27 protein-coding genes are annotated in these 21,440 nt (G+C 67.7%); 14 read left to right on the forward strand and 13 right to left on the reverse strand.

Features of this window, described 5'->3' with window-relative positions; genetic code table 11:
- Positions 1-19: 19 nt before the first annotated feature.
- From JKL49_RS15155 to JKL49_RS15175, 5 genes are all read right to left on the reverse strand, one after another.
- Positions 20-712 carry an alpha/beta hydrolase family protein gene (locus JKL49_RS15155; protein WP_215341455.1) on the reverse strand — a complete coding sequence of 231 codons (693 nt, stop codon included), beginning with the start codon at positions 710-712 and terminating at the stop codon, positions 20-22.
- A gap of 9 nt (positions 713-721) precedes the next feature.
- Positions 722-961, reverse strand: coding sequence for a type II toxin-antitoxin system BrnA family antitoxin (gene brnA, locus JKL49_RS15160; protein WP_215341456.1), 240 nt, complete (start codon positions 959-961; stop codon positions 722-724).
- Positions 942-1,208, reverse strand: coding sequence for a BrnT family toxin (locus tag JKL49_RS15165; RefSeq protein ID WP_215341457.1), 267 nt, complete (start codon positions 1,206-1,208; stop codon positions 942-944). Before JKL49_RS15165 ends, brnA begins: the two co-directional genes overlap by 20 nt.
- Positions 1,209-1,257: 49 nt before the next feature.
- A complete protein-coding gene (locus tag JKL49_RS15170; RefSeq protein ID WP_215341458.1) occupies positions 1,258-1,638 on the reverse strand; it encodes a hypothetical protein in 381 nt (126 codons plus the stop codon).
- Between the two features lie 228 nt (positions 1,639-1,866).
- Positions 1,867-3,273, reverse strand: a complete 1,407-nt coding sequence (locus JKL49_RS15175) for an aldehyde dehydrogenase family protein (RefSeq protein ID WP_215341459.1) — start codon at positions 3,271-3,273, stop codon at positions 1,867-1,869.
- 230 nt (positions 3,274-3,503) lie between these two features.
- Here JKL49_RS15175 and JKL49_RS15180 point away from each other — a divergent pair, with 230 nt between their 5' ends.
- The 3 genes from JKL49_RS15180 to JKL49_RS15190 all read left to right on the forward strand — a co-directional run bounded on the left by JKL49_RS15180 (position 3,504) and on the right by JKL49_RS15190 (position 4,465).
- Positions 3,504-3,788, forward strand: coding sequence for a hypothetical protein (locus tag JKL49_RS15180; RefSeq protein WP_215341460.1), 285 nt, complete (start codon positions 3,504-3,506; stop codon positions 3,786-3,788).
- A 124-nt stretch (positions 3,789-3,912) separates the two neighbouring features.
- Complete coding sequence (locus JKL49_RS15185; protein WP_215341461.1) at positions 3,913-4,209, forward strand: hypothetical protein; 297 nt, start codon at positions 3,913-3,915, stop codon at positions 4,207-4,209.
- A 115-nt stretch (positions 4,210-4,324) separates the two neighbouring features.
- On the forward strand, positions 4,325-4,465 hold the full coding sequence (locus tag JKL49_RS15190) for a hypothetical protein (RefSeq protein ID WP_215341462.1): 141 nt from the start codon (positions 4,325-4,327) through the stop codon (positions 4,463-4,465).
- Here the strand turns inward: JKL49_RS15190 and JKL49_RS15195 are convergent.
- The gene (locus JKL49_RS15195; RefSeq protein WP_215341463.1) at positions 4,462-4,728 is read right to left on the reverse strand and encodes a GNAT family N-acetyltransferase; all 267 of its coding nucleotides are present in this window, start codon (positions 4,726-4,728) and stop codon (positions 4,462-4,464) included. The two genes, JKL49_RS15190 and JKL49_RS15195, sit on opposite strands and share 4 nt — an antisense overlap.
- A 74-nt stretch (positions 4,729-4,802) precedes the next feature.
- Between JKL49_RS15195 and JKL49_RS15200 the strand changes: the two genes are divergently transcribed.
- Positions 4,803-5,366 carry a DUF3617 domain-containing protein gene (locus JKL49_RS15200; RefSeq protein ID WP_215341464.1) on the forward strand — a complete coding sequence of 188 codons (564 nt, stop codon included), beginning with the start codon at positions 4,803-4,805 and terminating at the stop codon, positions 5,364-5,366.
- A 118-nt stretch (positions 5,367-5,484) separates the two neighbouring features.
- On the opposite strand, the gene JKL49_RS15205 is transcribed toward JKL49_RS15200, so the two are convergent.
- Positions 5,485-6,675, reverse strand: coding sequence for an acetyl-CoA C-acyltransferase (locus JKL49_RS15205; protein WP_215341465.1), 1,191 nt, complete (start codon positions 6,673-6,675; stop codon positions 5,485-5,487).
- 155 nt (positions 6,676-6,830) lie between these two features.
- On the opposite strand from JKL49_RS15205, the gene JKL49_RS15210 reads away from it, so the two are divergent.
- Positions 6,831-6,995, forward strand: a complete 165-nt coding sequence (locus JKL49_RS15210) for a Flp family type IVb pilin (protein ID WP_215341466.1) — start codon at positions 6,831-6,833, stop codon at positions 6,993-6,995.
- Positions 6,996-6,998: 3 nt separating this feature from the next.
- On the opposite strand, the gene mnmA is transcribed toward JKL49_RS15210, so the two are convergent.
- On the reverse strand, positions 6,999-8,174 hold the full coding sequence (gene mnmA / locus JKL49_RS15215; RefSeq protein WP_215341467.1) for a tRNA 2-thiouridine(34) synthase MnmA: 1,176 nt from the start codon (positions 8,172-8,174) through the stop codon (positions 6,999-7,001).
- A 217-nt stretch (positions 8,175-8,391) separates the two neighbouring features.
- Between mnmA and JKL49_RS15220 the strand changes: the two genes are divergently transcribed.
- Positions 8,392-8,577: a hypothetical protein gene (locus tag JKL49_RS15220; protein WP_215341468.1), complete on the forward strand. Its 186-nt coding sequence runs from the start codon at positions 8,392-8,394 to the stop codon at positions 8,575-8,577.
- Between the two features lie 130 nt (positions 8,578-8,707).
- On the opposite strand, the gene JKL49_RS15225 is transcribed toward JKL49_RS15220, so the two are convergent.
- Together JKL49_RS15225 and flgK are read right to left on the reverse strand one after the other, a co-directional pair.
- Entirely contained in the window at positions 8,708-9,637 is a 930-nt protein-coding gene (locus JKL49_RS15225) for a flagellin (RefSeq protein ID WP_215341469.1), read from the reverse strand.
- 16 nt (positions 9,638-9,653) lie between these two features.
- The gene (flgK, locus tag JKL49_RS15230; RefSeq protein ID WP_215341470.1) at positions 9,654-11,741 is read right to left on the reverse strand and encodes a flagellar hook-associated protein FlgK; all 2,088 of its coding nucleotides are present in this window, start codon (positions 11,739-11,741) and stop codon (positions 9,654-9,656) included.
- Between the two features lie 422 nt (positions 11,742-12,163).
- On the opposite strand from flgK, the gene JKL49_RS15235 reads away from it, so the two are divergent.
- The 5 genes from JKL49_RS15235 to JKL49_RS21045 all read left to right on the forward strand — a co-directional run bounded on the left by JKL49_RS15235 (position 12,164) and on the right by JKL49_RS21045 (position 16,914).
- Positions 12,164-13,735, forward strand: a complete 1,572-nt coding sequence (locus JKL49_RS15235; RefSeq protein WP_215341471.1) for a flagellar hook-length control protein FliK — start codon at positions 12,164-12,166, stop codon at positions 13,733-13,735.
- A gap of 10 nt (positions 13,736-13,745) precedes the next feature.
- Entirely contained in the window at positions 13,746-14,468 is a 723-nt protein-coding gene (locus JKL49_RS15240) for a flagellar hook assembly protein FlgD (protein ID WP_215341472.1), read from the forward strand.
- Between the two features lie 57 nt (positions 14,469-14,525).
- Positions 14,526-15,917 carry a flagellar hook protein FlgE gene (locus JKL49_RS15245; protein WP_215341473.1) on the forward strand — a complete coding sequence of 464 codons (1,392 nt, stop codon included), beginning with the start codon at positions 14,526-14,528 and terminating at the stop codon, positions 15,915-15,917.
- A gap of 167 nt (positions 15,918-16,084) precedes the next feature.
- Positions 16,085-16,375, forward strand: coding sequence for a CtrA inhibitor SciP (gene sciP / locus JKL49_RS15250; protein ID WP_215341474.1), 291 nt, complete (start codon positions 16,085-16,087; stop codon positions 16,373-16,375).
- A gap of 140 nt (positions 16,376-16,515) precedes the next feature.
- Complete coding sequence (locus tag JKL49_RS21045) at positions 16,516-16,914, forward strand: DUF5367 family protein (RefSeq protein ID WP_215341475.1); 399 nt, start codon at positions 16,516-16,518, stop codon at positions 16,912-16,914.
- 8 nt (positions 16,915-16,922) lie between these two features.
- Here the strand turns inward: JKL49_RS21045 and JKL49_RS15260 are convergent, their stop codons facing one another.
- The gene (locus JKL49_RS15260) at positions 16,923-17,303 is read right to left on the reverse strand and encodes a RusA family crossover junction endodeoxyribonuclease (protein ID WP_215341476.1); all 381 of its coding nucleotides are present in this window, start codon (positions 17,301-17,303) and stop codon (positions 16,923-16,925) included.
- Between the two features lie 96 nt (positions 17,304-17,399).
- Between JKL49_RS15260 and fumC the strand changes: the two genes are divergently transcribed.
- From fumC to JKL49_RS15275, 3 genes are read left to right on the forward strand one after another with little or no spacing between them, the layout of a single operon-like run.
- Positions 17,400-18,791: a class II fumarate hydratase gene (gene fumC, locus JKL49_RS15265; RefSeq protein ID WP_215341477.1), complete on the forward strand. Its 1,392-nt coding sequence runs from the start codon at positions 17,400-17,402 to the stop codon at positions 18,789-18,791.
- Between the two features lie 37 nt (positions 18,792-18,828).
- Positions 18,829-19,062: a type II toxin-antitoxin system CcdA family antitoxin gene (locus JKL49_RS15270; RefSeq protein WP_215341478.1), complete on the forward strand. Its 234-nt coding sequence runs from the start codon at positions 18,829-18,831 to the stop codon at positions 19,060-19,062.
- Complete coding sequence (locus JKL49_RS15275) at positions 19,063-19,374, forward strand: CcdB family protein (RefSeq protein ID WP_215341479.1); 312 nt, start codon at positions 19,063-19,065, stop codon at positions 19,372-19,374.
- A gap of 3 nt (positions 19,375-19,377) precedes the next feature.
- Here the strand turns inward: JKL49_RS15275 and JKL49_RS15280 are convergent, their stop codons facing one another.
- Together JKL49_RS15280 and JKL49_RS15285 are read right to left on the reverse strand one after the other, a co-directional pair.
- Positions 19,378-20,310, reverse strand: a complete 933-nt coding sequence (locus JKL49_RS15280) for an iron-containing redox enzyme family protein (protein ID WP_215341480.1) — start codon at positions 20,308-20,310, stop codon at positions 19,378-19,380.
- Positions 20,311-20,412: 102 nt separating this feature from the next.
- Positions 20,413-21,384, reverse strand: coding sequence for a polyprenyl synthetase family protein (locus JKL49_RS15285; RefSeq protein ID WP_347340420.1), 972 nt, complete (start codon positions 21,382-21,384; stop codon positions 20,413-20,415).
- Between the last annotated feature and the right edge of the window lie 56 nt (positions 21,385-21,440).

Consider the following 21,440-nt stretch of genomic DNA (forward strand, 5'->3'; position numbering starts at 1 on the left):
GAAAAAATCTCCACCCGCCCTACAACCCCGCCAACCAGTTGATCACCAGCGCCTGAAGCGTCAGCCGCTTGTCCGACCAGCCGTGGTCCGTGGCCACGTGGACGTCCTGCACCTTGGTCCCGCCGGCGGCGTGGATCGCGGCGATCAGGCGGTCGGCGTCGGGGCGCAGGCCGTCGTCGCTGTGGAGGACCAGGAGGCGGGTGTCCTTCAGGCAGGGGCCGAGCCTGTCCAGCCGCCAGGCCTCGCCATTGGCGATCAGCTCGGCGCCCATGCTCTCGCCGGAGACGCCGGCCAGGGCCTCGCGGTTGCCGTCCATGGCCTTGGTGATGGCGGGCGGGCTGTACTTCCCCTGCACGCCCCGCAGGCCCATGTCGGCCGCCGAGATCAGCACGGCGCCCAGCAGGTCCGGCTCCACGGCGGCGGTCTCGGCGGTGACCCAGCCGCCCATGCTGTGGCCGGCGATGGCGATGCGCCTTGGGTCGATCCCCAGCTTGGCCGCATTAGCCGGGTCGCGGATATAGGCCAGCACGGCCCGCGCGTCGGTCAGGTTGCCGCCGAAGCTGAAGGTCCCCGGGCTGCCCCAGGAGCCGCGATAGTTGAAGGTCACCGCGTTCCAGCCGGCGCGGCGCACGGCCTGGGCCAGGTCCAGGTTCTTTTCGTTGCCGGGCAGGCCGTGGAGGATGACCAGGGTCGGATGCGGCCCTTTCCCCAAGCCGCCGCCTCAGCTCACGCCGTCGAGCCGGTCGGCGATCCAGATCTTGATCAGGGACTGACGGGTCACGCCGCGCCTCTGGGCCTCGATGTCAAGGCGACGGACCATCTGGTCGGTGAAGTCGACATTGACGCGCCGCTTCTCCAGGCCCGGACGACGGGCGGTTGACCAGTCGATGTGGTCGCCGATGTCCTCACCGGCGTCGAACTTCGCGTCAAACGCCTCGCCGCTAATAGTCTTGGCTGTCATATGCGCTCACCTCATCGTCCCGGGATCGACGGACCGAAATGATCCGGATCGCCTCCTCACGCTGGGTGACGACCGCCGTCCAAAGGCGCTCGCCTATCCTTCCGACCACCAGCCGCCGCGGCTCGGCCACGAATTGGGTGTCGACCACCAGCCTCCGGTCGTCGCCCCACAGGGCCTGGGCCGCCTCGAAGTCGATCCCGTGCTTGGCGAGATTGCTGGCGCTCTTGTCCGGGTCGAACTCGAACATGCGATAGGACTATCACCAAAACGGTATAATTTCTACCCTCTGGGACGAGCTACTTCCGCGTGACCTTCCAGCCGCCAGGGGCGCGGGTGGCGGTCCAGGGGACGCCGTCCCAGTCGGTGAAGTTGAGGATGGTGTCGGGGTGGCCGTAGTCGCCGACCTTGGGCGTGTGGAAGAACTGGCCGTCCACCCACTTGGCCGACCAGCAGGCCCCGCCCCAGGTGCGGTAGTCCATGTGGTCGTCGGCATGGCCCGCGCCGGTTTCCGGCCGATGGTAGAAGTTGTCGCCTTGCCAGCTCACGCTCCAGCGGGAGCCGTCGCAGGTGGTGTAGGGGATCTCGCCGACCGTCTGGCCGGACTGCGGCTGGGCCTGGGCCGGGGCGGCCAGCGCCAGGGTGGCGAGGACCGCGGCGGCGAGGATGTGGGCACGCATGGTTGTTCTCCCAGGCTGAAGCTTGAGACTAGCGGTTGTGGTGATGGGGGCAAGGGCGGGGCGCCACCCTCATCTGACCGTCATCCTCGGGCTTGTCCCGAGGATCCATAGACACCGTGGCGCCGCAAGTCGCCCGGCGGCGACGCTCGCGCGCCCTGCCGAGGAACGGAGATCATGGATCCTCGGGACAAGCCCGAGGATGACGATCTTGAATTTGAAAGCGCGCGACTACCCCTTCGCCATGTTGATCACGTGCATCTGGGTGAACTCCGAGAGCCCCTCCTCCCCCAGTTCCGTGCCCATGCCCGAGAGCTTGGCGCCGCCGAAGGGGATGTTGGGGGCGAGTTCGGCGTGTTTGTTGATCCAGACGGTGCCGGTGTCCATGCGGCCGGCCAGGTCCATGGCGCGGTCCAGGTCCTTGCTCCAGATGGAGCCCCCCAGGCCGTAGTCGCTGGCATTGGCGCGGGAGAGCGCGTCCTCGCCGTCGGAGATCTTGATCACCGGCAGGACCGGGCCGAACTGCTCCTCGTCCACCAGGCGCGTGCCATCGCTGATGTCGCGCACGATGGTCGGACGGATGAAGTAGCCCTTGCCCTCGTGGGGCAGGCCGCCGGCGATGACCTTGCCCTGGCCGCGGGCCTCTTCGATGATCCCCAGCACCTTCTCGAACTGGGTCTTGTTCTGCAGCGGGCCCATGGTGGTGCCCTGCTCCAGGCCGTCCCCCACCACGGCGGCGTCGGCCAGGATGGCCAGCTCGTCGCATACAGCGTCGTAGAGGCTCTCGTGCACATAGGCCCGCTTGATGGCGATGCAGACCTGGCCGGAGTTCTGGAAGGCGCCGGCAAAGATCTTGCCCGCCGTCGCCTTGGGGTCATTGCCCTCAAGCACGATGGCGGCGTCATTGCCCCCCAGTTCCAGGGTGACGCGCTTCAGCGCCTCGGCGGCGCCGGCCATCACCTTCTTGCCGGTCTCGGTGGAGCCGGTGAAGGAGACCTTGCGGATGTCGGGATGGGCGGTGATGGCGGCGCCCAGGTCGTTGGCGTCGGCGATGACGTTGAGCACGCCGGGGGGCAGGAGGTCCTTCACCAGCTCGGCGATGCGCAGGGTGGAGAGCGGCGTCGTGGCCGCGGGCTTCAGCACCACGGTGTTGCCCGACAGCAGGGCGGCCGGGACCTTGAAGGCCATCAGGATCAGCGGGAAGTTCCACGGCACGATGGCGGCCACCACGCCCAGCGGGCGGCGGCGGGAGACCACCCGGCGGGCGTCGCTGTCCTCGATCACCTTCTCGGGCAAATCGAGGCTGGCGAAGTAACGGAAGAAGGCGGCGGCCCCGAACACCTCGCCCATGGCGTCGGCCAGCGGCTTGCCCTGTTCCTGGGTCAGCAGGCGGGCGAGGTTCTGCAGATCCCCCTGGATGGCGTCGGCCATGGCGTTCAACGCCTTGCGGCGTTCGTCGATGGGGGTGTCGCGCCAGGCGGGGAAGGCGCGCTTGGCGGCCGCGACGGCCTGGTCCAGCTGGGCCTTCGACGCCCGGGCGCAGACCGCCAGCTCCTGCTCGGTGGCCGGGTTGATGACCGACATGGTGGACGCGCCGTCCACGAGTTGGCCGTCGATGAGAAGCTTGAACGGGCCCATGGGTCCCTCCCGACATTTATGGTTGGGGCGGAGAATGGGCGCCTGACGTAGGGCGAGGCAAGCCGCCCGCGCCTGTCACCCAAAAGCCTCAGGCGCCCAGGCTGAGCGCACACGCCCCGGAACCACGGCGCCGGTTGGGCGTAGACTTCGCCATGGGGGAGCGCCGAACCGGCGGTCCAGGAACGGACTTCGGACGGCGCCTCCAGAACCTTTTGCTGGGTATAGCAAACATGTCGCCGTCGCTTTCCGTGGTTTCCGACAACAAGGTCGGCGCCCTCCCGCGTTCCGAAGCCCTGTCCACCCGCGTGCGCCGCCTGCAGGCCGAGGCCAAGGGCCTGGCCCGCGAGCACATCGCCGCCCTGGTCGCCGCCCTGCACGAGGCCGAAGCCCTTTCGGCGGAGATCGCCGAGGGTGGAGAGGCCTATCCCGCCGGCATCCGCGACATCGCGCGACGCCTGGCCGAGGAGGTCGAGAGCAAGGTGGCCACCATCGAGGCGATCAACGCGCGGAACTAGCGGTCTCCAAGGACTTTGGCCTGCCTCCTGCACCGTAGCGCTTCAACCGTCCCGGTTTGGAGCGACAGCTATGGTCAGTCGTGTTGCGCGTACCCGCCCCCGCCTCGTCGCGGAGGCGCCCAAGATGAACGTCGTGGCCCTGCAGGCGCTCGCGCCGGCGCCGGAGACGGCTGAAAAGCCGGCCCCGGCCACCGAGACCCTGGCCGAACAGATCCGCCGGCTGCAGGCCGAGGCCAAGAGCCTGGCCCGCAGCCATGTGGACGCCCTGCGGCTGGCCCTCATCGAGGTCGAGCGCCTGGCCGAGGAGATCGGAGCCGGCGGCGACGTCTATCCCACCGGCGTCCGCGAACTGGCGCGCCGCTTCGCCAGCGAGACCGACACCAAGGTTCAGGCGCTTATGGCCATCGTCGCCCGGACTTAAGACAAACTTTCAGTAACTTAGCTGGCGGTCGCATCCATTTTCAAAGCGCGGCGTTAGCACCCCGGTTGTTCAAGATGGTCGCCCTCCCCGGCGGCCGACCAGGGGATTGAATTCGATGTCCGACACCTTCACGCGCGTCCTGATCGGGGCCTTCGCCGCCGCCCTCATGACCACCGTCGCCATGGCCGGCACCATGGTCGCGGCCTCCCAGCCCGTGGCCTTCGGCCAGGGCCTGAGCCAGGACAGCCAGGGCTAGCCCACCAGGTCGCCGAATTCCTTGCTGCGCCGCAGCCAGGCGGCCGCGTAGCCGCAGATCGGGGTGATCTTCAGGCCCTTGGCCCGGACATCGGCGCTGAGCGCGGCCATCAGCCGGCCGGCTGCTCCCGTGCCGCGCAATGCGGTCGGGCTTTCCACATGGTCGAGATAGAGGCGCTCCCCGCTCAGACGATAGTCGGCCCAGGAGGTCTGGCCCTGTTCGTCCATCTCGTAGCGGTCGCCGGTGTCGCGAAGGTCGGTCATGGTCTGATCATAACCCCCTCGCCTGCGAGATCGATCCCCATTAGCCTTCCCGAGTTCGTGAGCGGGAGAGAGCGATGCGTTTCGGTTTAGCGGTGCTGGCTGGCATAGCGGTCCTGGGCGTCAGCGCCTGCAACAAGCCCGCGGAGAAGACCGACGGCGAGACCGCCTCGGCTTTCGTTCCCTCCCAGACCCCGCCGAAGCGCAAGCCGGGCCTTTGGGAGCAGCGGGTCTCCAACGGCGACGTCCTGCAGGTCAGCCGCATCTGCCTGGACGAGGCCACCGACGCCAAGATCAGCTTCTGGGGCTCCCAGGCGACCCGCGACATGTGCGAGCAGAACGTCTTCTCCAGTCGCGTGGCCGGCGGCTATCAGTTCAGCTCCGTCTGCGACATGGGCTCGGGCGGCAAGACCACCACCAGCGGCGTGGCCACCGGCGATTTCAGTTCCAAGTACCTGATCCAGGCCGAAAGCTCGACGGTGGGCGCCGCCGCGCCGCAGATGAACGGCCCGCACAAGATCACCGTCGAGGCCGCCTGGCAGGGCGCCTGCCCCGAGGGCTACAAGCCCGGCGACATGTCCCTGCCCGGCGGGATCAAGATCAACATCCTGGACCTGCCGGTTCCGGGGAAGGCGGGCTAACCCCTCCGCTCAATTGGGCGAAGGCCGGGGCGCAGATACATCCGCCGCATCCAGGATTCCTGGTTCAGGCCGCGACCTACGACCTGGGTCCCGGCCTTCGCCGGGATGAGCGGCGTTTTTAAATGAGCTCCACCGCCATGGCCGTGGCCTCGCCGCCGCCGATACAGAGGCTGGCGACGCCCCGCTTGCCGCCCCGGGCTTCCAGGGCCGAGAGCAGGGTCGCCAGGATGCGGGCGCCGCTGGCCCCGATGGGGTGACCGAGCGCGCAGGCCCCGCCGTTGACGTTGAGCTTGGCGCGGTCGAGGCCCAGCTCCTGCTCGGCGATCATGGCGACAACGGCGAAGGCCTCGTTGACCTCCCACAGATCGACGTCGGCGACTGACCAGCCGGCCTTCTTCAGCACCTTGCGCATGGCCGGCACGGGCGCGGTGGTGAACAGGCCAGGCTCGTGGGCATGGGCGGCGTGACCGGCCACGCGGGCGACGATCTTCAGGCCGAGGCGCCGGGCCACAGACTCCCGGGTCATCACCAGGGCCGCGGCGCCGTCGCTGATGGAGCTGGCGTTGGCTGCGGTGATCGCCCCGTCCTTGGCGAAGGCGGGCTTCAGGGTCGGGATCTTGGCCGGGTCGGCCTTCATCGGCTGTTCGTCGGCCTCGATCAGCACCGCGCCCTTGCGGCTCACCACCTCGACCGGGACGATCTCGCGGGCGAAGGCGCCGGTCTCGGTGGCCCTCTTCGCGCGGGACAGGCTCTCGATGGCGTAGTCGTCCATCGCCTGGCGGGTGAACTGGTAGGTCTTGGCGCTCTCTTCCGCGAAGGAGCCCATCAGGCGGCCGGGCTCATAGGCGTCCTCCAGCCCGTCCAGGTACATGCTGTCGGAGATCACATCGTGGCCGATCCGGGCGCCGCCCCGGTGCTTGGCCATCAGGTAGGGGGCGTTGGACATGCTCTCCATCCCGCCGGCGATGACGATCTCGGCGGAGCCGGCGGCCAGGGCGTCATGGGCCAGGATCGCGGCCTGCATCCCCGAGCCGCACATCTTGTTGACCGTCACGGCCTCCACCGAGAGCGGCAGCCCCGCCCCCAGCCCAGCCTGCCGGGCCGGCGCCTGGCCCAGGCCCGCCGGCAGCACGCAGCCCATGATGATTTGCTCGACAGCGGCGGGATCGAGCCCCGCCCGCTCCACCGCCGCGCGCACGGCGGCCGCGCCCAGGGCCGTGGCCTTCACGGGCGACAGGTCGCCCTGGAAGCCGCCCATGGGCGTGCGGGCATAGGACGCGATGACGACGGGATCGGAAGCTTGGGTCATGGCCGAGATATAGACCTCCGCGGCTCTCATGGGGAGGGCTGGCCCCAATTCGCCGGGTTGACGCAAAGAAGCCGCGCCCGATTAGGCCAACCTTAAGTCCGATGTGAGATCTTCCTCGTCGAGCGTGATCCCGCGCCGACGTTCCCGAGGTTCCCTTGACGTTTCTCAAGAAGTTCATCGCCTGCGAGCGTGGGGCCACCGCCATCGAGTACGGCCTGATCGCGGCGCTGATCTCCATCGTGCTGATTACCGCGATGAACGCGCTGGCCCCGAAGATCAGCGGAACGCTGGTCAAGGTTTCCACCAAGATGCCCCAATAGGGACTAGAGCGGCGCGGCGCTGATCGTCCGGTCGATGAAGCCGCCGCCCAGGACCCGCGCCGGCGTCTGCGGATCGTAGAGCACGCAGGCCTGGCCCGGCGAGACGCCGTGGTCGGGGACGTCGAACATCACGGCCGCCGCGCCATCGCGCAGGGCCAGCTTCGCCGGCAGAGGCTCGGCGGTGGAGCGCACCCGGGCCAGCACCGCGATCCCGTCTTCGCAGGCCGCCTCGATCGTGGCCTGGTCGCCCAGCCAATTGGTCTCCTTCAGCACGCAGCCAGCCGTCAGCAGGGCCTCGCGCGGCCCCACAATCACCTGGCGGCTGTCGGCGTCGATCTTGACCACGAACAGCGGATCGCCGACGGCCACGTTCAGTCCCCGGCGTTGGCCGATGGTGTAGCGGGTGACCCCCTCGTGGCGGCCCAGCACGCGGCCATCCAGATGGACGATGTCGCCGGGCTCGGCGCCATGCGGGCGCAGGCGGTCGATCACCGTGGTGTAGCGGCCCTCGGGGACGAAGCAGATGTCCTGACTGTCGGGCTTCTCGGCGATGGCCAGGCCCAGCTCAGCAGCCGCGCGGCGCACCTCGCTCTTGGGCAGGTCGCCCAGCGGGAAGCGCAGATAGTCCAGCTGTTCGGCCGTTGTGGCGAACAGGAAATAACTCTGGTCACGGGCTGGATCGGCGGCGCGGCGCAGTTGCGCACCCGCAGGCCCCATCTCGCGGCGGACATAGTGGCCGGTGGCCATGGCCACGGCGCCCAGGTCGCGGGCCACGTCCAGCAGGTCGCGGAACTTCACGGTCTGGTTGCAGCGGATGCAGGGGACCGGCGTCTCGCCGCGCAGATAGGCGTCGGCGAACTCCTCGATCACCTGTTCCTTGAAGCGGCTCTCATAGTCGAGGACGTAGTGGGGGATGCCGATGGCGTCGGCGGCAGAGCGGGCGTCGTGGATATCCTGGCCGGCGCAACAGGCGCCCTTCTTCTGGATCGCCGCCCCGTGGTCGTAGAGCTGCAGGGTCACCCCGATCACGTCATAGCCGGCGCGGGCCAGCAGGGCGGCGGTTACGGTGGAATCGACGCCGCCGGACATAGCGGCCACCACGCGGGCGCCCACCGGCAGCCCCACGGCGGCGCGGGCGGCCTCGACGGCGTGATCGGCAAAGAGAACAGGCGCGTTCATGGGGGCTATGTAGCGGGTCGCGCGGGGATTTGCGAGATCGCCGCCAGATTACAGGCGTCGGGAAGTCGCCGCAAATAATCGCGAAACAGTGATCTCGCCTTTGAGGCGAGTGGTGTAAGCTTGGCTTGCCACCGTGAAGTATCCATCCGACCACGGAGACCAGGAGACATTGAGTCCAAGGCTCAGTCCCTGCCTCTCGGATTGGGGGAGACCCCCAATGAACCAGTACCGGCTTTATGTGCTGAACCCGGAAGAACACATCGCGGCCACGCGCGAGGCGCAGTTCCCGGACGACATCTCCGCGCTTAAGGAGGCCTGTGAGATTCGCGCCGACCAGTTCGCCGTCGAGGTCTGGACCGGCGAGCGCCTGGTCGGCCGCATCGGCGCCGAGTTCTCGCTTTAAGAACCGGCTCATCCCGGCGAAGGCCGGGCCCCAGGTTCAGCGATCGCGTTCAGGACCCCGTCTCAGGTCGCGACCTATGATCTAGGCCGCGGCCTCCGCCGGGGTGAGGGGATGCAGGGCGCGGCTGCAATTATCTCAGGACGTTCAGCAGGGACGAGTTCTGCAGCGACAGGAACACCTGGGCCGCGGCCTGCACCGCCACGCCGGCCTGTTGCAGGGCCGTGGCCGCCTCGGCCGGATCGGCGTCGGTGATATCCCCCATCATGCCGGCCAAGCTGATCTGACGGCTGTTCAGGTCGGATTTCACTGACTCCACCCGGGTCTGCACCATGCCGTTCTTGGCGGTGTCGTTGACCAGGTTCTTGTGCACGCTGTCCCAGGTGGCCAAGACGCCCTCCAGATAGGCGCGCTGGGGATCGGTCAGGTTGCCCTGGAACGGCCCGTCGGAACCTTCCTGGAAAGCCTGCACGTCCTTGAAGGCGGTCAGCAGATCGGTCCCGAGACTGTCGGCCAGCAGACCGGTCCGCACGGTGGTGGAGTCGTCCACCTTGGCCTCGGTGAGGAACTCGTCGTTGTGGAAGAAGTCCGGGATCGTCTTGGAAGGATCGGTCAGGTCGCCCAGCGCGGTGGCCGACACCGGCAGGGTGTCGATCTGGCCGCCGGCGAAGACGTACTTGCCGCCGTAGCGCGCGTTCATCCCGTCGACCGCGTTGCGGAAGAAGCCCCCGATGTCCTGCATCAGGGTGTCGGCGCGGCCGCTGGCCAGCGCCTGGGCGATGGTCTCGCGGGTGCCGTCGGCCGAAGACGTGATCTGGTTCAGGGCGAAGTCCTGGGTGGTCAGCTTGTCGGTGATCAGCTTGCTCTGCTCGAGATAGCCGCCGATGCGGGCGTCGATCGACTTCATCGCCGTGAGCATCTCGGCGTTGCGGGCGTAGCCCTTCAGGTCGGTGCCCTGCTTCTGGGTCGCCACGCGGGCGCCGGCCTCCATCTGCCGCTGCTGGGCGGCCTGGATGTTGGCGAGGACGGCGCTGTAGTTGCCGTTGGAGGAGACGCGGTTCATCGCGGTTGGCCTTCGGTCAGATCATCTGGGTAAGGACGTCGAACAGCTCCTTGGCGGCCTGCACCATGCGGGCCGAAGCGTTGAACGCCTGTTGGTAGGTGGTGAGGCGCACGAGCTCCTCATCGAGGTTGACGCCTTCCACCGACTGGCGCCGCGCCGTGGCCTCAGTGGACACCGAATCGGCGGACTGCTTGCGGGTGTCGGCGGCCTGGGAGCGGCGGCCGATGGAGCCGCCGAACTCCGCGGCGTACCGCGAGACGGTCATGGTCACCGCCCCCAGTTCGCCGGCGGCGTTGAAGCCGGTGGCGACGTCGCCGGAGTCGGCGATGGCCAGGGCGCCCCGTCCATCGCCGGGGCGCAGGGAGGCCGCCGGCGGGGTCACGGTCAGATCGAGCTTGCCCAGCGCCAGTTTCATCGGGTTGGAGATCAGCGCCTGATCGACGGTGAAACGCCCGGCCCGCGAGGACCGCTCGCTGACGCCCAGGCCGAACAACTGGCTGAGCGAGGCGCCGTCGGTTCCCCGCTTGGTGTCGTCCTTGGCGATGGCCAGACGGACGTCGCCGCCGCCGTTGCCGCTGAAGCTCAGCTTGCCGTTGGCGTCGAGGGCGAAGGTCCCATAGAGCCCGACGCCGGTGGAGCTGGCGTTCAGGGTGTCCAGCAGGTCCTGCATCGTGCCGGCCGGCGGCATGGCGATGGAGATGTCGCGCAGCGGACGGCCGTCGGCCTGGGAGAGGCTGAACTTGATCACGTCGCCCGGCGTGAAGCCGTGGTCGTCGGAGACCTTCAGGCCCGTCTCGTAGTTGGTCACCCCGCTGGAGCGAACAAGGTCGTTGAGGCCGAAGAAGTGGGAGAAGGCCCGGCCGGCCTTCATCGAGGTGCCTTCGTCGATGGCGACCCCGGAGCCCGAGGCCGCGGTGATGCTGAGCTGGCCGCCGCTGAAGCTGGCCGTCGCCGCCCCGCCGAGGGCGTTGTTCAGGTCGGCCAGGAAGTCGCCGGTGAACGAGCCGCCCGGCGTCATGGTCTGAGCATCGAAGTCGATGGCCACGGTGCCCTGCACGACGCCGGTCGTCTGATCGACGATGGCGATGGTGGAGGTCCCGGTGAAGTTGGCGATGCCCGACTGCAGGTCGGTGCCGATGTTGCGCCCGGTCAGGGTGGTGGGCGGCGGCATGGCGGCGTTGGCGTTGTGCGCCGCGTTGAGCTTTTCCGTCACCCGGCTGACGAACTCGCCCAGCTGGTCCGACAGGCCCGGCAGGGTCTCATCACGCAGATCCATCAGCCCGCGCAGGTCGCCGCTGCTGATGGTGATGGGCTGAGGCTGGCCGACGCCGCCGGTCGGTTCGATGGCGACATAGGAAGAGGTGGTGTCGGTGCGGTTGTAGCTGAGCTTGGCGGCGTTATCGCCGGCCAGCAGATAGCCCTCCGCCGAGCGGAGGGTGACGCCGCCCTGGGTCCGCTGCTGAACCTGCACATTCATGATGGTCGACAGTTCGTCGATCAGCTGGCTCTGGATGTTTTCCGAGCCCGAGGCGTCGGCATTGGCCAGGTTGGCGCGGCTGACATCGGAGTTCAGGCGGTTGATCTGCGCCAGCAGGTCATTGGCGCGGTCAATGTCGGCCTTGGCCTGGGCGTCGACGGTGCTCCCGAGGTCATTGATATGGGTGTTGATACGGCTGGCTTCGCTCAGGAAATCGCTGACGTTGGAAATCGCCTGACTGCGCAGCAGGCTTGAGGACGGGTCGTCGGAGGCCGCGGAAAAGGCAGAGTAGATTTTGTCCATGCGCGAGAAGAAGAAGTTCGCGCTGGAGGGGTCGCCGAACAGGCTCTGGGCGTTGTCGAGATATTCCGACATCGTGCCCCAGCGCTTGGAGTCCGAGGTGGCCGACAGGGTGGCCATCTGCAGGTACTGGTCGGTGATCCGCTTGACGCCGGAAACCTCGACGCCCATCCCCATGCCGCCGACCACCAGGGGCTTCTGGTCGATGGTCTTGCGGACGTAGCCCGGCGTGTTGACGTTGGCGATGTTGTCCGAGGTGGTCCGCAGGCCCGCCTGCGCGGCCTGCAGGCCCGAGGCCGCGGTCTTCAGGGAAATCGTCAGAGACATCTCTTAGCCCTCCACCCGGCAAAGCCTGTCGCCCGACCCGGCCAAATCTGCCGGTAGTCTGGGGAACGCCCGCGCGTAGGGCCGAAATTTGTTCAACATTTTCAATGTGGTCCCTTTGGGGTCCCGATCAGCTTGCAATCTGGGGCGCAAGACCGGCGCCAGTTTTGGTTAACGCTGGCCAGAGACGCCCGGCGAGGCCGGCAGGAGGGGGGCGGCAGGGACGACCTATCAACCCGGCAAGGCTCGGCAAAAAGCGCCGCGACAGCCTGTCGGCGCCCTGCGGCGACCGATCACAAAGTCTTTTGAAAACAATACCCTAAAGCCTTTTTTCCAAAATGGCGCGGAGGTTGCTGAGCAGGTTCGGAATGAACGCGGCGCAGCAGGCGCTTCCTCACAGATCGTCCCCTGGACACCCCGACCTCATGACCGCGCCGCTCAACGCCTCGACCCTTCAGCCCGCCGCCGCCACCGGCGCGGTGACCGGCCTGTTCGGCGCCGCGTCTCAGGGTCCGATGGCGGGCTTCGAGGCCCTGCTCACCGCTTTCTTTGGAAACCAGGGCGCGGGCGAGCCCATCCTGGGCGCCGACGGCAAGCCGGTCTCCAAGACCGCCGCCGGCGCGGCCAAGGAGGCCAAGACGGCGAAGGACGGCAAGGCCGCCCCCGAGGCCACCGACACCGCCACGCCCTCCACCGACGCCCAGATCCTGGCCGCCCTGCTGGCCCAGCCCATCACCGCGCCGATCCCCGTCGCGGCCACCGTTGTCGCCGATGATGCGGCCACCGGCGGCGGCGCGCCCGCCCCCTCGGCCTTTGCCCCGCAACTTCCCGCGGCTGACGCCGCGCTGGCCCAGGCGCAAGCCGGACCGGCCGCGAAGACCGCCGACACCAAGACCGCAAAGGCCGCCGCCGCCGAGACCGAGACCGCCAAGGCTCTCGACGACGCCGCCGCGACTGCGCCTGCGGATGACACGGCCGCGACGGCGGCCGCCGCCGCCTTCGACGCCAGCAAACCCGCCGCCGCTCGCCAGGCGGCCACCGCCGCCGCACCGGCCTCTCCGGAAGCCCCCACGCCCCGCACCTCGGCCCCGCCGCCCGCCGCCCTCGCCGCAGCCGCCGCCGTCGCCGCACCGCCGCCAGCGCCGGTCACCGAGGCCGCCGAAGTCGCGGTCGCCGCCAACACCTCTCTCGTCGCGGAAGCCGCCGAGGCCGCCGCGACCCCGACCGACACCGCCCCCGCGACCCCAACCGCCGCGCCGAAGGCCAAGACCACCGCGCGCGCCGCCCGCAACGAAGCCGGTGTCCACACCGACGCCGCCGCCACAGCGACGGTGTCCAGCGCCGATCCGCTGACCGCCAAGGCCGTCGCCCACACCGAGACCGCCGCGACCTTCGACTCCGGATCGGAGGGCAAGCGCGAAGAGGTCGCGGTGGCGGTAGAGGCCAAGGCCGACGTCGACACCGGCCAGCCCGCCGCCCCCAATGTCGCCGACGCCGCGGCCGCCGCGTCCACCGCGGCCCCTGCCGAGATGCGCGCAGGCCCGCAGACCGTCGCCCACCTCGCCGCCCAGATCGTCAAGAAGCTGGAGGGCCGCTCCACCCAGTTCGATGTGGCCCTCAACCCCGAGGGCCTCGGCCGCGTGGACGTCCGCATCGAGATCGGCGCCCAGGGTCGGCTGACCGCCTCCATGTCCTTCGAGAACCCCCAGGCCGCGGCCGAGCTGCGCACCCGGGCGGGCGAACTCCAGAAGGCGCTGGAACAGGCCGGCTTCGACATCAGCGGCGGCATCCGCTTCGACGTCGCCGCCGACCGCGGCCAGGGCCAGGCTGGTCAGGGCCAGTTCGGCCAGGACAATTCCAACAACGGCGGCGCCTCGCGCGGCCGGGCCTTCCAGGCGGCGCTCGACAGCGCCGACCAGACGGCCGACGCGGCGCTCTCGGGCGCCCTCAACCTCCAGCGCCGGACCCTGGTGTCCGGCGTCGACGTGCGAATTTAGGGAGCGTCAGATGGTAGATGCAGTCGCCGGCGCCGCCGCAACCCAGACCACCACCCAGACAGGGACCAAGCGCCTTGCCGAGAGCTTCGACACCTTCCTCAACCTGCTGACCACGCAGTTGAAGAACCAGGACCCGCTCTCGCCCCTGGACTCCAACCAGTTCACCCAGCAGCTCGTCCAGATGACCGGCGTGGAGCAGCAGCTCTACGGCAACCAGCTGATGGAGAAGCTGGTGGCCAACACCGGCAGCGGCATCTCCACCGCCGTGGCCCTGATCGGCAAGGATGTCCAGGCCGGCACAGCCGACAACGCCATCAAGGACGGCAAAGCGACCTGGAACTACAACCTCAACCGCGCCGCCAATGACCTGAAGCTCGAGGTCGTCGATTCCAAGGGCCGCACGGTCTACAGCGAAGCCCCCAGCGACATGAAGGCCGGGGACCACGCCTTCAACTGGAACGGCAAGGACAACAGCGGCAAGCAGCTGGACGACGGTGGCCCCTACACCCTGAAGGTCACGGCCAAGGACAGCGCCGGGACAGCGGTCATCTCCAAGATCAGCATCCAGGGGGTCGTCACCGGCGTCGAGCAGGTCGACGGCAAGACCCTGATCACCCTCAACGGCGCCAAGATTCCCTGGGAGACGGTGACCTCGATCAACAACGTCGTCGCCCCGATCACCAAGACCCAAAACGACAACACCCCAGTCCCGGACACCGAAGCGGCCGCCTAAGGCGGCTCAGCTCCCCCATCCTTTGCGGCCTCCGCAGTACGAAAGAAGGCAAATCCCATGAGCATCAACAGTGCCATGCTCGCCGGCGTCTCGGGCCTGGTGTCGAACTCGTCGGCCCTGGCCGCGATCTCCGACAACATCGCCAACGTCAACACCACCGCCTACAAGCGCAACCAGGTGAACTTCGCCAACGTGGTGACCGCCCAGGCCGTGAAGGGCCGCTATTCGGCCGGCGGCGTGCAGGCGGTGACCCGCCAGTTCGTTGGCCAGCAGGGCCTGATCACCAGCGCATCGTCGCCCACCGACCTCGGCATTTCCGGCGACGGCTTCTTCGTCGTCACCCAGAAGGCCACGGGCCTGACCGCCGCCGACAACCGCTCCTTCACCCGCTCGGGCTCGTTCAGCGTCGACGCCGACGGCTTCATGGTCAATGACGCCAAGCTCTACTTGCAGGGCTGGAAGGTGAAGGATGACGGCACGATGGACATCAATCCGTCGGACCTGACCAAGCTGGAGCCGATCAACGTCAAGAACCTGGGCGCCGCGGTCCGGCCGACCGGCAACATCGTGGTCAACGCCAACGTCGACAAGCGCCTGCCCACCGCCCAGGTGGATCTGACGGCCTATGACCCCACCGCCCAGGCGACCAGCATGGCCGGCTACGCCGACGGGCAGAACACCGTTTACAAGCCCGACTTCACCATCGAGATGAACATCATCGACTCCGTGGGCGGCGCGCACAAGGTCGCCATGTCGTTCATCCACGACCCGGCGGTGACCAACGAGTTCAAGGCCGAGATCTACACGGTCCCGGGCTCCGACATCGACACGGGCACCACCTCGGGCCTGATTTCTTCGGGCACCGTGCGGTTCACCGCCACCGGCGCGTTCGACAAAGCCAACTCCACCGTGTTCGGGGCCTTGAACGCCACCCCGAAGATCGTGATCGGCGACTCCGCGGGCGGCGCCTCGCCAGCTTGGGCGACCGCGCTGGGCATCACCGGCCAGACCATCAACTTCGACCTCGACCGGCTGGCCTCGCGCCCCGACACCTCCTCGGTGACCCAGGTGAACTCCGACGGCGCCAGCGTCGGCAACGTGGTGGGCGTCGAAGTCGACGAGAACGGCGTGGTCTCGGCCATCTTCGACAACTCCGAAATCCGCCAGGTCGCCAAGATCGCCCTGGCCACCTTCCCGAACCCGGACGGCCTGACCCCGGTCAGCGGCAACGCCTACCGCCCCACGATCCAGAGCGGCGAGTTCGTCCTGAAGGAGCCCACCGTCGCCGGCGCCGGTCAGATCGCCTCCTCTACCCTGGAAGCCTCCACTGTCGACTTGTCGGCGGAGTTCACGGGACTGATCTCGACGCAGAAAGCTTACTCCGCATCCTCGAAGATCATCACCACTGCCGACCAGATGCTAGAAGAATTGATCAACATTAAGAGATAAGTCTTGGCGTTAATCAGCTTTAACTGGCGATGACAACTTAGACTGTACCGTTTTAGTACATGGGGGAGTGCATGATTAGGTCTTTCTTTACTATTGCGATTCACCGGCTGTTATGGCCTGCGTCGTATAGTCCCTCCGAATTGTGATGGTGGGAAAGGCGTAAAGCCATGTTGCAACAACAACAGCAGACCCGGACGAACAGCCGCGGCGAGCCCTATGTGATCGGTCCGACGGGGGTTCCCCTGACGATCGCCGATCTGCCTCCGGTGGATACCGGGCGCTGGGTCATCCGGCGGAAGGCCGAGGTGGTCGCTGCGGTGCGCGGCGGGCTGCTGACGCTCGACGAGGCCTGTGAACGTTACTCTCTGACCAACGAGGAATTCCTCGCCTGGCAGAAATCGATCGACCGCCATGGTCTGGCGGGCCTGCGGACCACGCGTCTGCAACAGTATCGCTGAACTCAACTCCCCCCAGATTGACGTTCGCGATGCGGCCGCCCCGGGCAACCAGGGCGGCCGCACCCGTTTCAGATCCATGTTCTCCGATGGCATGACTGTCGCACGCGTCAGCTCCAGCAAGGCCGTTGGAGGGGTTGGACGTGTCGAAACAGGACGGAATGTGGTTCGGGTTGGCGGGCGCCCTGGTCTGGGGCGCGGCGACCCTCTTCTACGTGGTCTTCGCCAAGGGGGTGATCGAGCACGCCTTCTGGTTCTACGTCGTCAACGCCGCCCTGGTGGCCATGGCGCTGGGCCTGTTCTTCCACATCACCGCGCGTTTCCTGGCCACGCCGCGGCGTCAGCGCCGGCTGGCGGCCCTGATCTTCACCGCGCCAGGCCTGGTGGGCGCCATGCTGGTAGGGCTGAACTTCAGCAAACTCGTCCCCCAGCTGCCGCCCGAGAGCCACGGCCGCTATATCGCGCTGGTCCTGGTCGCCTACGCCATGATGATGGTCCAGGCGCTGGAGCCCAAGCCGAAGAAGGCCCTCGCCAGGACCTGACGTCGCCGTTAGCCCTTGGGCCAGGGGCTGAGGTCCGACAGCTTGCGGATTGTCACGGCGATCCGCTCCCGTTCCCCCGCCCGGCGCTCCACCAGCAGGCGGGCCACCTGGGCGTCGTCGTGGAAGGCGTAGCCCTTGATGGAATCCAGGATCGCCTTGGCCAGGTTGTCCAGGTCCATCCAGGGCGGATCGCCGACGTATTCCATGACGATCTCCACCGAGAACTCGCCCCAGGCCGGCCGCGACCCGCGCCAGGCCTTGCGGAAGAACTCGTGGATCAGCGGCTTGTAGATCTTGGCCTGGGTCGACAGGCCATCGACCATGACCTCCATCACCCCTTCGCTCTCGCGGGCGCGCACCTTGGCGTGATGGGTCCAGCCGTCATCCATACAGCTCCTCTTAGACAGCTTTAGGCGGCGCCAGAACCCTTGCGCTCCCGCCTCGCCCGTTTAAACCGGCGCAGCGATCTGACAGGAGGCTAGACCATGACCACGAACCGCACCGAAACCGACACCTTCGGCCCGATCGAGGTCGCCTCCGACGTCTATTGGGGCGCCCAGGCCCAGCGCAGCATCCAGAACTTCAAGATCGGCTGGGAGAAGCAGCCCCTCCCCGTCGTCCGCGCGCTCGGCATCGTCAAGCGCGCCGCCGCCGAGGCCAATATGGAGCTCGGCCGGCTGGATCCAAAGATCGGCGCGGCCATTATCGCCGCCGCCCAGGAAGTGATCGACGGCAAGTTGAACGACCACTTCCCGCTCTCGGTCTGGCAGACCGGCTCCGGCACCCAGTCCAACATGAACGCCAACGAGGTGATCTCAAACCGCGCCATCGAGATGCTGGGCGGGGTGATGGGCTCTAAGAGCCCGGTCCACCCCAACGACCACGTCAATATGAGCCAGTCTTCCAACGACACCTATCCGACCGCCATGCACATCGCCTGCGCCGAGCAGGTGGCCAAGGAGGTCATGCCGGCGCTCGAACACCTGCACGCCGCGCTGAAGGTGAAGACCAAGGCCTTCGACCACATCATCAAGATCGGCCGCACCCACACCCAGGACGCCACCCCGCTCACATTGGGCCAGGAATTCTCCGGCTACACCCAGCAAGTGGCCAACGGCGTGCGGCGTATCAAGGACACGCTCTCAGGGCTCTATGAACTGGCCCAGGGCGGCACGGCCGTCGGCACCGGACTCAACGCGCCCGTCGGCTTCGCCGACCTGGTGGCCGCCAAGATCGCCGCCATCACCCGCCTGCCCTTCGTCAGCGCGCCCAACAAGTTCGAAGCCCTGGCCGCACACGACGCCATGGTCTTCAGTCACGGCGCGCTCAACACCATGGCCGGCAGCCTGTTCAAGATCGCCAACGACATCCGCTTCCTGGGCTCCGGCCCGCGGTCGGGCCTGGGTGAACTGTCCCTGCCGGAGAACGAGCCGGGCTCCTCGATCATGCCGGGCAAGGTCAATCCGACCCAGTGCGAGGCCCTGACCATGGTCTGCACCCAGGTGTTCGGCAACAACGCCACCATGACCTTCGCCGGCGCCTCGGGGCACTTCGAGCTAAACGTCTTCAACCCGGTGATGGCCTACAATTTCCTGCAGTCCTGCCGCCTGATCGCCGACGCCGCCATCAGCTTCACCGACAACTGCGTGGTGGGCATCGAGGCCCGCGAGGACAACATCAAGGCCGCCCTCGACCGCTCCCTGATGCTGGTCACCGCGCTGGCGCCCAAGATCGGCTACGACGCCGCGGCCAAGATCGCCAAGACCGCCCACAAGAACGGCACCACCCTGCGTGAGGAAGCCGTCGGCGGCGGCTATGTCACCGACGCCGAGTTCGACGAGGTCGTGCGGCCCGAGAACATGATCCACCCGGGGTGATATTGGCGCTTGAGGCAATCGGCGTTACGCTCAGCCCATGGGCAAGATCGAACTCAAGATCGAGATCGACGCTGACCTCCTTGCGGAGGCCAGGGCGGCGGGATTGAGCATCGTCGAGATCACGGAAGCCGCGGTGCGCGCCAAGCTCCCAGCCAAGACCGATAAGGATAAGGCCCAACGATGGGCTGAAGACAACGCCGAGGCTATAAAGGCGAACCGCGAGCGGATCGCCGAATACGGCATATTCGGTGAGGATCTTCGGAGCTGGTGATTGCGCCAGTTCGACGTCTACCCAAATCCGTCAACCCGGTCGCGAGCCAAGGCGCCCTATGTCGTCGTCGTTCAGTCGCACCACTTGGTGGCTGCGCCGACAGTTCTCGTGGCGCCCCTCCTGCTAAACGACGGCCGGTCCGGCTACACAGAAATCAGCGCGCTCGTGGAGTTTGGCGGCGCGCACTATATCGCCCAGATTGGTGAACTGGGCGCCATCGACCCCGCGCTGTTGCGCAACCCAGCGGGCGAGGTTCGCGAGTATGAAGACGCTATCCGTCGCGCCATCGACCGCTTGCTGACCGGCTTCTGAGCTTTACTCCGCCGCGTAGACCAGCGGGTGGGCGTGGGCCCAGAGGTGGGCGCGGTAGGTGTCGAAGCACTGCTCGCCGCAGATCAGGCGCATGACCGCGCCTTCGGCGATGTGGCGGGCGCACTCGGGCGTCTCGGTCACCAGGGGAACCAGGGCCTCGGCGTTCCAGGCCCTGGAGTGCTCGACGTCCAGGTGGGCGTGCAGGGCGAAGTACTTGCGGCCCTCGGGGCTGACCCCCAGGCGCTTCAGGCCGGCGTCCACGGCCCCCACTCGGGTCGGCGCGGTCAGCTCCACGACACCCAGGGCGCCGATCGACTGGTAGGTATATCGTCGGGTCGTGGCGAAGGCGGTCATCACATTGGCCAGGCACAGGGACTGCCACAGGGTAGAGTCGATGGTGGGCGTGAGCTCCAGCCCCTTGGTCGTCCGCTCCAGCATCGGCCCGTGCATGCCGCCATAACTGCCTCGGCCCATCTCGTCCCAGTAGTTGCGCGCCAACTCCAGCTTCGGCCGCGCCGGCAGCTTCACCTGGGTCAGGGCGACCAGGTCGTCGAAGCCCGCCTCGCCGGCCGCTTCCTGGGTCAGGAACCAGCGCATGTCGTGGATGCTGGCTTCGTTTTCCAGCCAGGAGAACAGCGGGTCCCACTGGCCGGGACCGGAGGTCTTCAACTCTTCGAACCAGGCGATGAAGCCATCGGGATCGGTGGGCGCGCCGGCCACCATCGGCGCGATGTCCTCTCGGAAGGCCTCGATGAACGAGCCTTCGAAATGCTTCATCCGCGCCTCTTCGGCCACCTCGGCGCGCCAGTCGGCGGACGGCGTGCCCACCGCCAGTCGGCGGTGGTTCCAGTGGGCCAGGCCCTTGTGCAGGCTCTCGGCGTCCGGAAACTGCGGATTGAAGGCGCCCAGGCGCGACAGTCTTTCACCACCAAACACGAAACACTCTCCCTAACTTGGACAGTAGGAGCGTTTGAATAGCGGGCAGGTTCCTATGCCTAGAGCCCGACAAAACAGCCATATCACCGTTCGGTGGAGAGGTCAGCGCAGACGGCTGACCGCGAAGTCAGCCAAGTCTTCCAGGGCCGGACGCCAGCTGTTGCTGGCGGAGAACTCGGCCAGTTCGACCTTGGCCTTGCCCGCATAGTCGGCGGCCAGGTCCAGGGTGGCGTCCAGGGCGCCGGCCCCGGTGATCAGGTCCCGCGCGCGCTCGAAGTCGCCATCGGCCTGTTCCAGGCGGGCCACGGCGCGGTCCCAGAAGGCCTTTTCCGCCGCCCCGGTGCGGGCAATGGCCAGCAGCAGGGGCAGGGTCGCCTTGCCTTCGCGGAAGTCGTCGCCGGGGTTCTTGCCCAGGTCCTTACTGATGCCGCTGTAGTCCAGGCTGTCGTCCACCAGCTGGAAGGCCACCCCCAGGTCCTGGCCGTACTTGCGCAGAGCCAGGCATTGCTCGGGGCTGGCGCCGGCGGAGACCGCGCCGGCCTCGGCGGCGGCGGCGAACAGCTCAGCGGTCTTGGCCTTGATGATCTCCAGATAGACGTCCTGGGCCAGGTTCAGGTCATGGGCGCGGGTCAGCTGCAGCACCTCACCCTCGGCGATCACCCGGCTGGCGCGGGCCAGGATCTCAAGCGCCTGCATGGAGCCGGCCTCGACCATCAGCTCGAAGGCGCGCGCAAACAGGAAGTCGCCCACCAGCACGCTGGCCGGGGCCCCCCAGATCAGGTGGGCGGCGACCTTGCCGCGCCGCAGTTCCGAGGAATCCACCACATCGTCGTGCAGCAGGGTCGCGGTGTGGATGAACTCCACGGCCGCCGCCAGCTTCAGGCAGGAATCGTCCTTAGCGCCCGACAACCGCGCCGCGGCGATGGTCAGCAGCGGACGCAGCCGCTTGGCCGACCCGCCGATCAGGTGTTCGGCCAGGGCGGGGATGACCGCCACCGGGCTCTGCATCCGGTCGCGGATCAGGGCGTCGACGCCAGCCATGTCGGGCCGCGCGAGCTCCAGAAGGCCGTCGATCGACACGGACTTTCGGGCGACCGGGGCGCTGACTGCGTCCACGAGGACTCCTGGTC

The organism is Phenylobacterium glaciei (assembly GCF_016772415.1).
In the GTDB taxonomy this organism is placed as follows: Bacteria; Pseudomonadota; Alphaproteobacteria; order Caulobacterales; family Caulobacteraceae; genus Phenylobacterium; species Phenylobacterium glaciei.

What these genes read in the sequence shown, in the direction of transcription:
- JKL49_RS15225 (WP_215341469.1), bottom strand. Translation starts at nt 9,637, where the DNA reads ATGAACCGCGTCTCCTCCAACGGCAACTACAGCGCCGTCCTCGCCAAC.
- flgK (WP_215341470.1), bottom strand. Translation starts at nt 11,741, where the DNA reads ATGTCTCTGACGATTTCCCTGAAGACCGCGGCCTCGGGCCTGCAGGCC.
- JKL49_RS15220 (WP_215341468.1), top strand. Translation starts at nt 8,392, where the DNA reads ATGAACCAGTACCGGCTTTATGTGCTGAACCCGGAAGAACACATCGCG.
- JKL49_RS15205 (WP_215341465.1), bottom strand. Translation starts at nt 6,675, where the DNA reads ATGACCCAAGCTTCCGATCCCGTCGTCATCGCGTCCTATGCCCGCACG.
- JKL49_RS15175 (WP_215341459.1), bottom strand. Translation starts at nt 3,273, where the DNA reads ATGGGCCCGTTCAAGCTTCTCATCGACGGCCAACTCGTGGACGGCGCG.
- JKL49_RS15260 (WP_215341476.1), bottom strand. Translation starts at nt 17,303, where the DNA reads ATGGATGACGGCTGGACCCATCACGCCAAGGTGCGCGCCCGCGAGAGC.
- JKL49_RS15270 (WP_215341478.1), top strand. Translation starts at nt 18,829, where the DNA reads ATGGGCAAGATCGAACTCAAGATCGAGATCGACGCTGACCTCCTTGCG.
- JKL49_RS15180 (WP_215341460.1), top strand. Translation starts at nt 3,504, where the DNA reads ATGTCGCCGTCGCTTTCCGTGGTTTCCGACAACAAGGTCGGCGCCCTC.
- JKL49_RS15185 (WP_215341461.1), top strand. Translation starts at nt 3,913, where the DNA reads ATGAACGTCGTGGCCCTGCAGGCGCTCGCGCCGGCGCCGGAGACGGCT.
- JKL49_RS15170 (WP_215341458.1), bottom strand. Translation starts at nt 1,638, where the DNA reads ATGCGTGCCCACATCCTCGCCGCCGCGGTCCTCGCCACCCTGGCGCTG.
- JKL49_RS15165 (WP_215341457.1), bottom strand. Translation starts at nt 1,208, where the DNA reads ATGTTCGAGTTCGACCCGGACAAGAGCGCCAGCAATCTCGCCAAGCAC.
- JKL49_RS15240 (WP_215341472.1), top strand. Translation starts at nt 13,746, where the DNA reads ATGGTAGATGCAGTCGCCGGCGCCGCCGCAACCCAGACCACCACCCAG.
- JKL49_RS15190 (WP_215341462.1), top strand. Translation starts at nt 4,325, where the DNA reads ATGTCCGACACCTTCACGCGCGTCCTGATCGGGGCCTTCGCCGCCGCC.
- mnmA (WP_215341467.1), bottom strand. Translation starts at nt 8,174, where the DNA reads ATGAACGCGCCTGTTCTCTTTGCCGATCACGCCGTCGAGGCCGCCCGC.
- JKL49_RS15200 (WP_215341464.1), top strand. Translation starts at nt 4,803, where the DNA reads ATGCGTTTCGGTTTAGCGGTGCTGGCTGGCATAGCGGTCCTGGGCGTC.
- sciP (WP_215341474.1), top strand. Translation starts at nt 16,085, where the DNA reads ATGTTGCAACAACAACAGCAGACCCGGACGAACAGCCGCGGCGAGCCC.
- fumC (WP_215341477.1), top strand. Translation starts at nt 17,400, where the DNA reads ATGACCACGAACCGCACCGAAACCGACACCTTCGGCCCGATCGAGGTC.
- JKL49_RS15195 (WP_215341463.1), bottom strand. Translation starts at nt 4,728, where the DNA reads ATGACCGACCTTCGCGACACCGGCGACCGCTACGAGATGGACGAACAG.
- brnA (WP_215341456.1), bottom strand. Translation starts at nt 961, where the DNA reads ATGACAGCCAAGACTATTAGCGGCGAGGCGTTTGACGCGAAGTTCGAC.
- JKL49_RS15245 (WP_215341473.1), top strand. Translation starts at nt 14,526, where the DNA reads ATGAGCATCAACAGTGCCATGCTCGCCGGCGTCTCGGGCCTGGTGTCG.
- JKL49_RS15235 (WP_215341471.1), top strand. Translation starts at nt 12,164, where the DNA reads ATGACCGCGCCGCTCAACGCCTCGACCCTTCAGCCCGCCGCCGCCACC.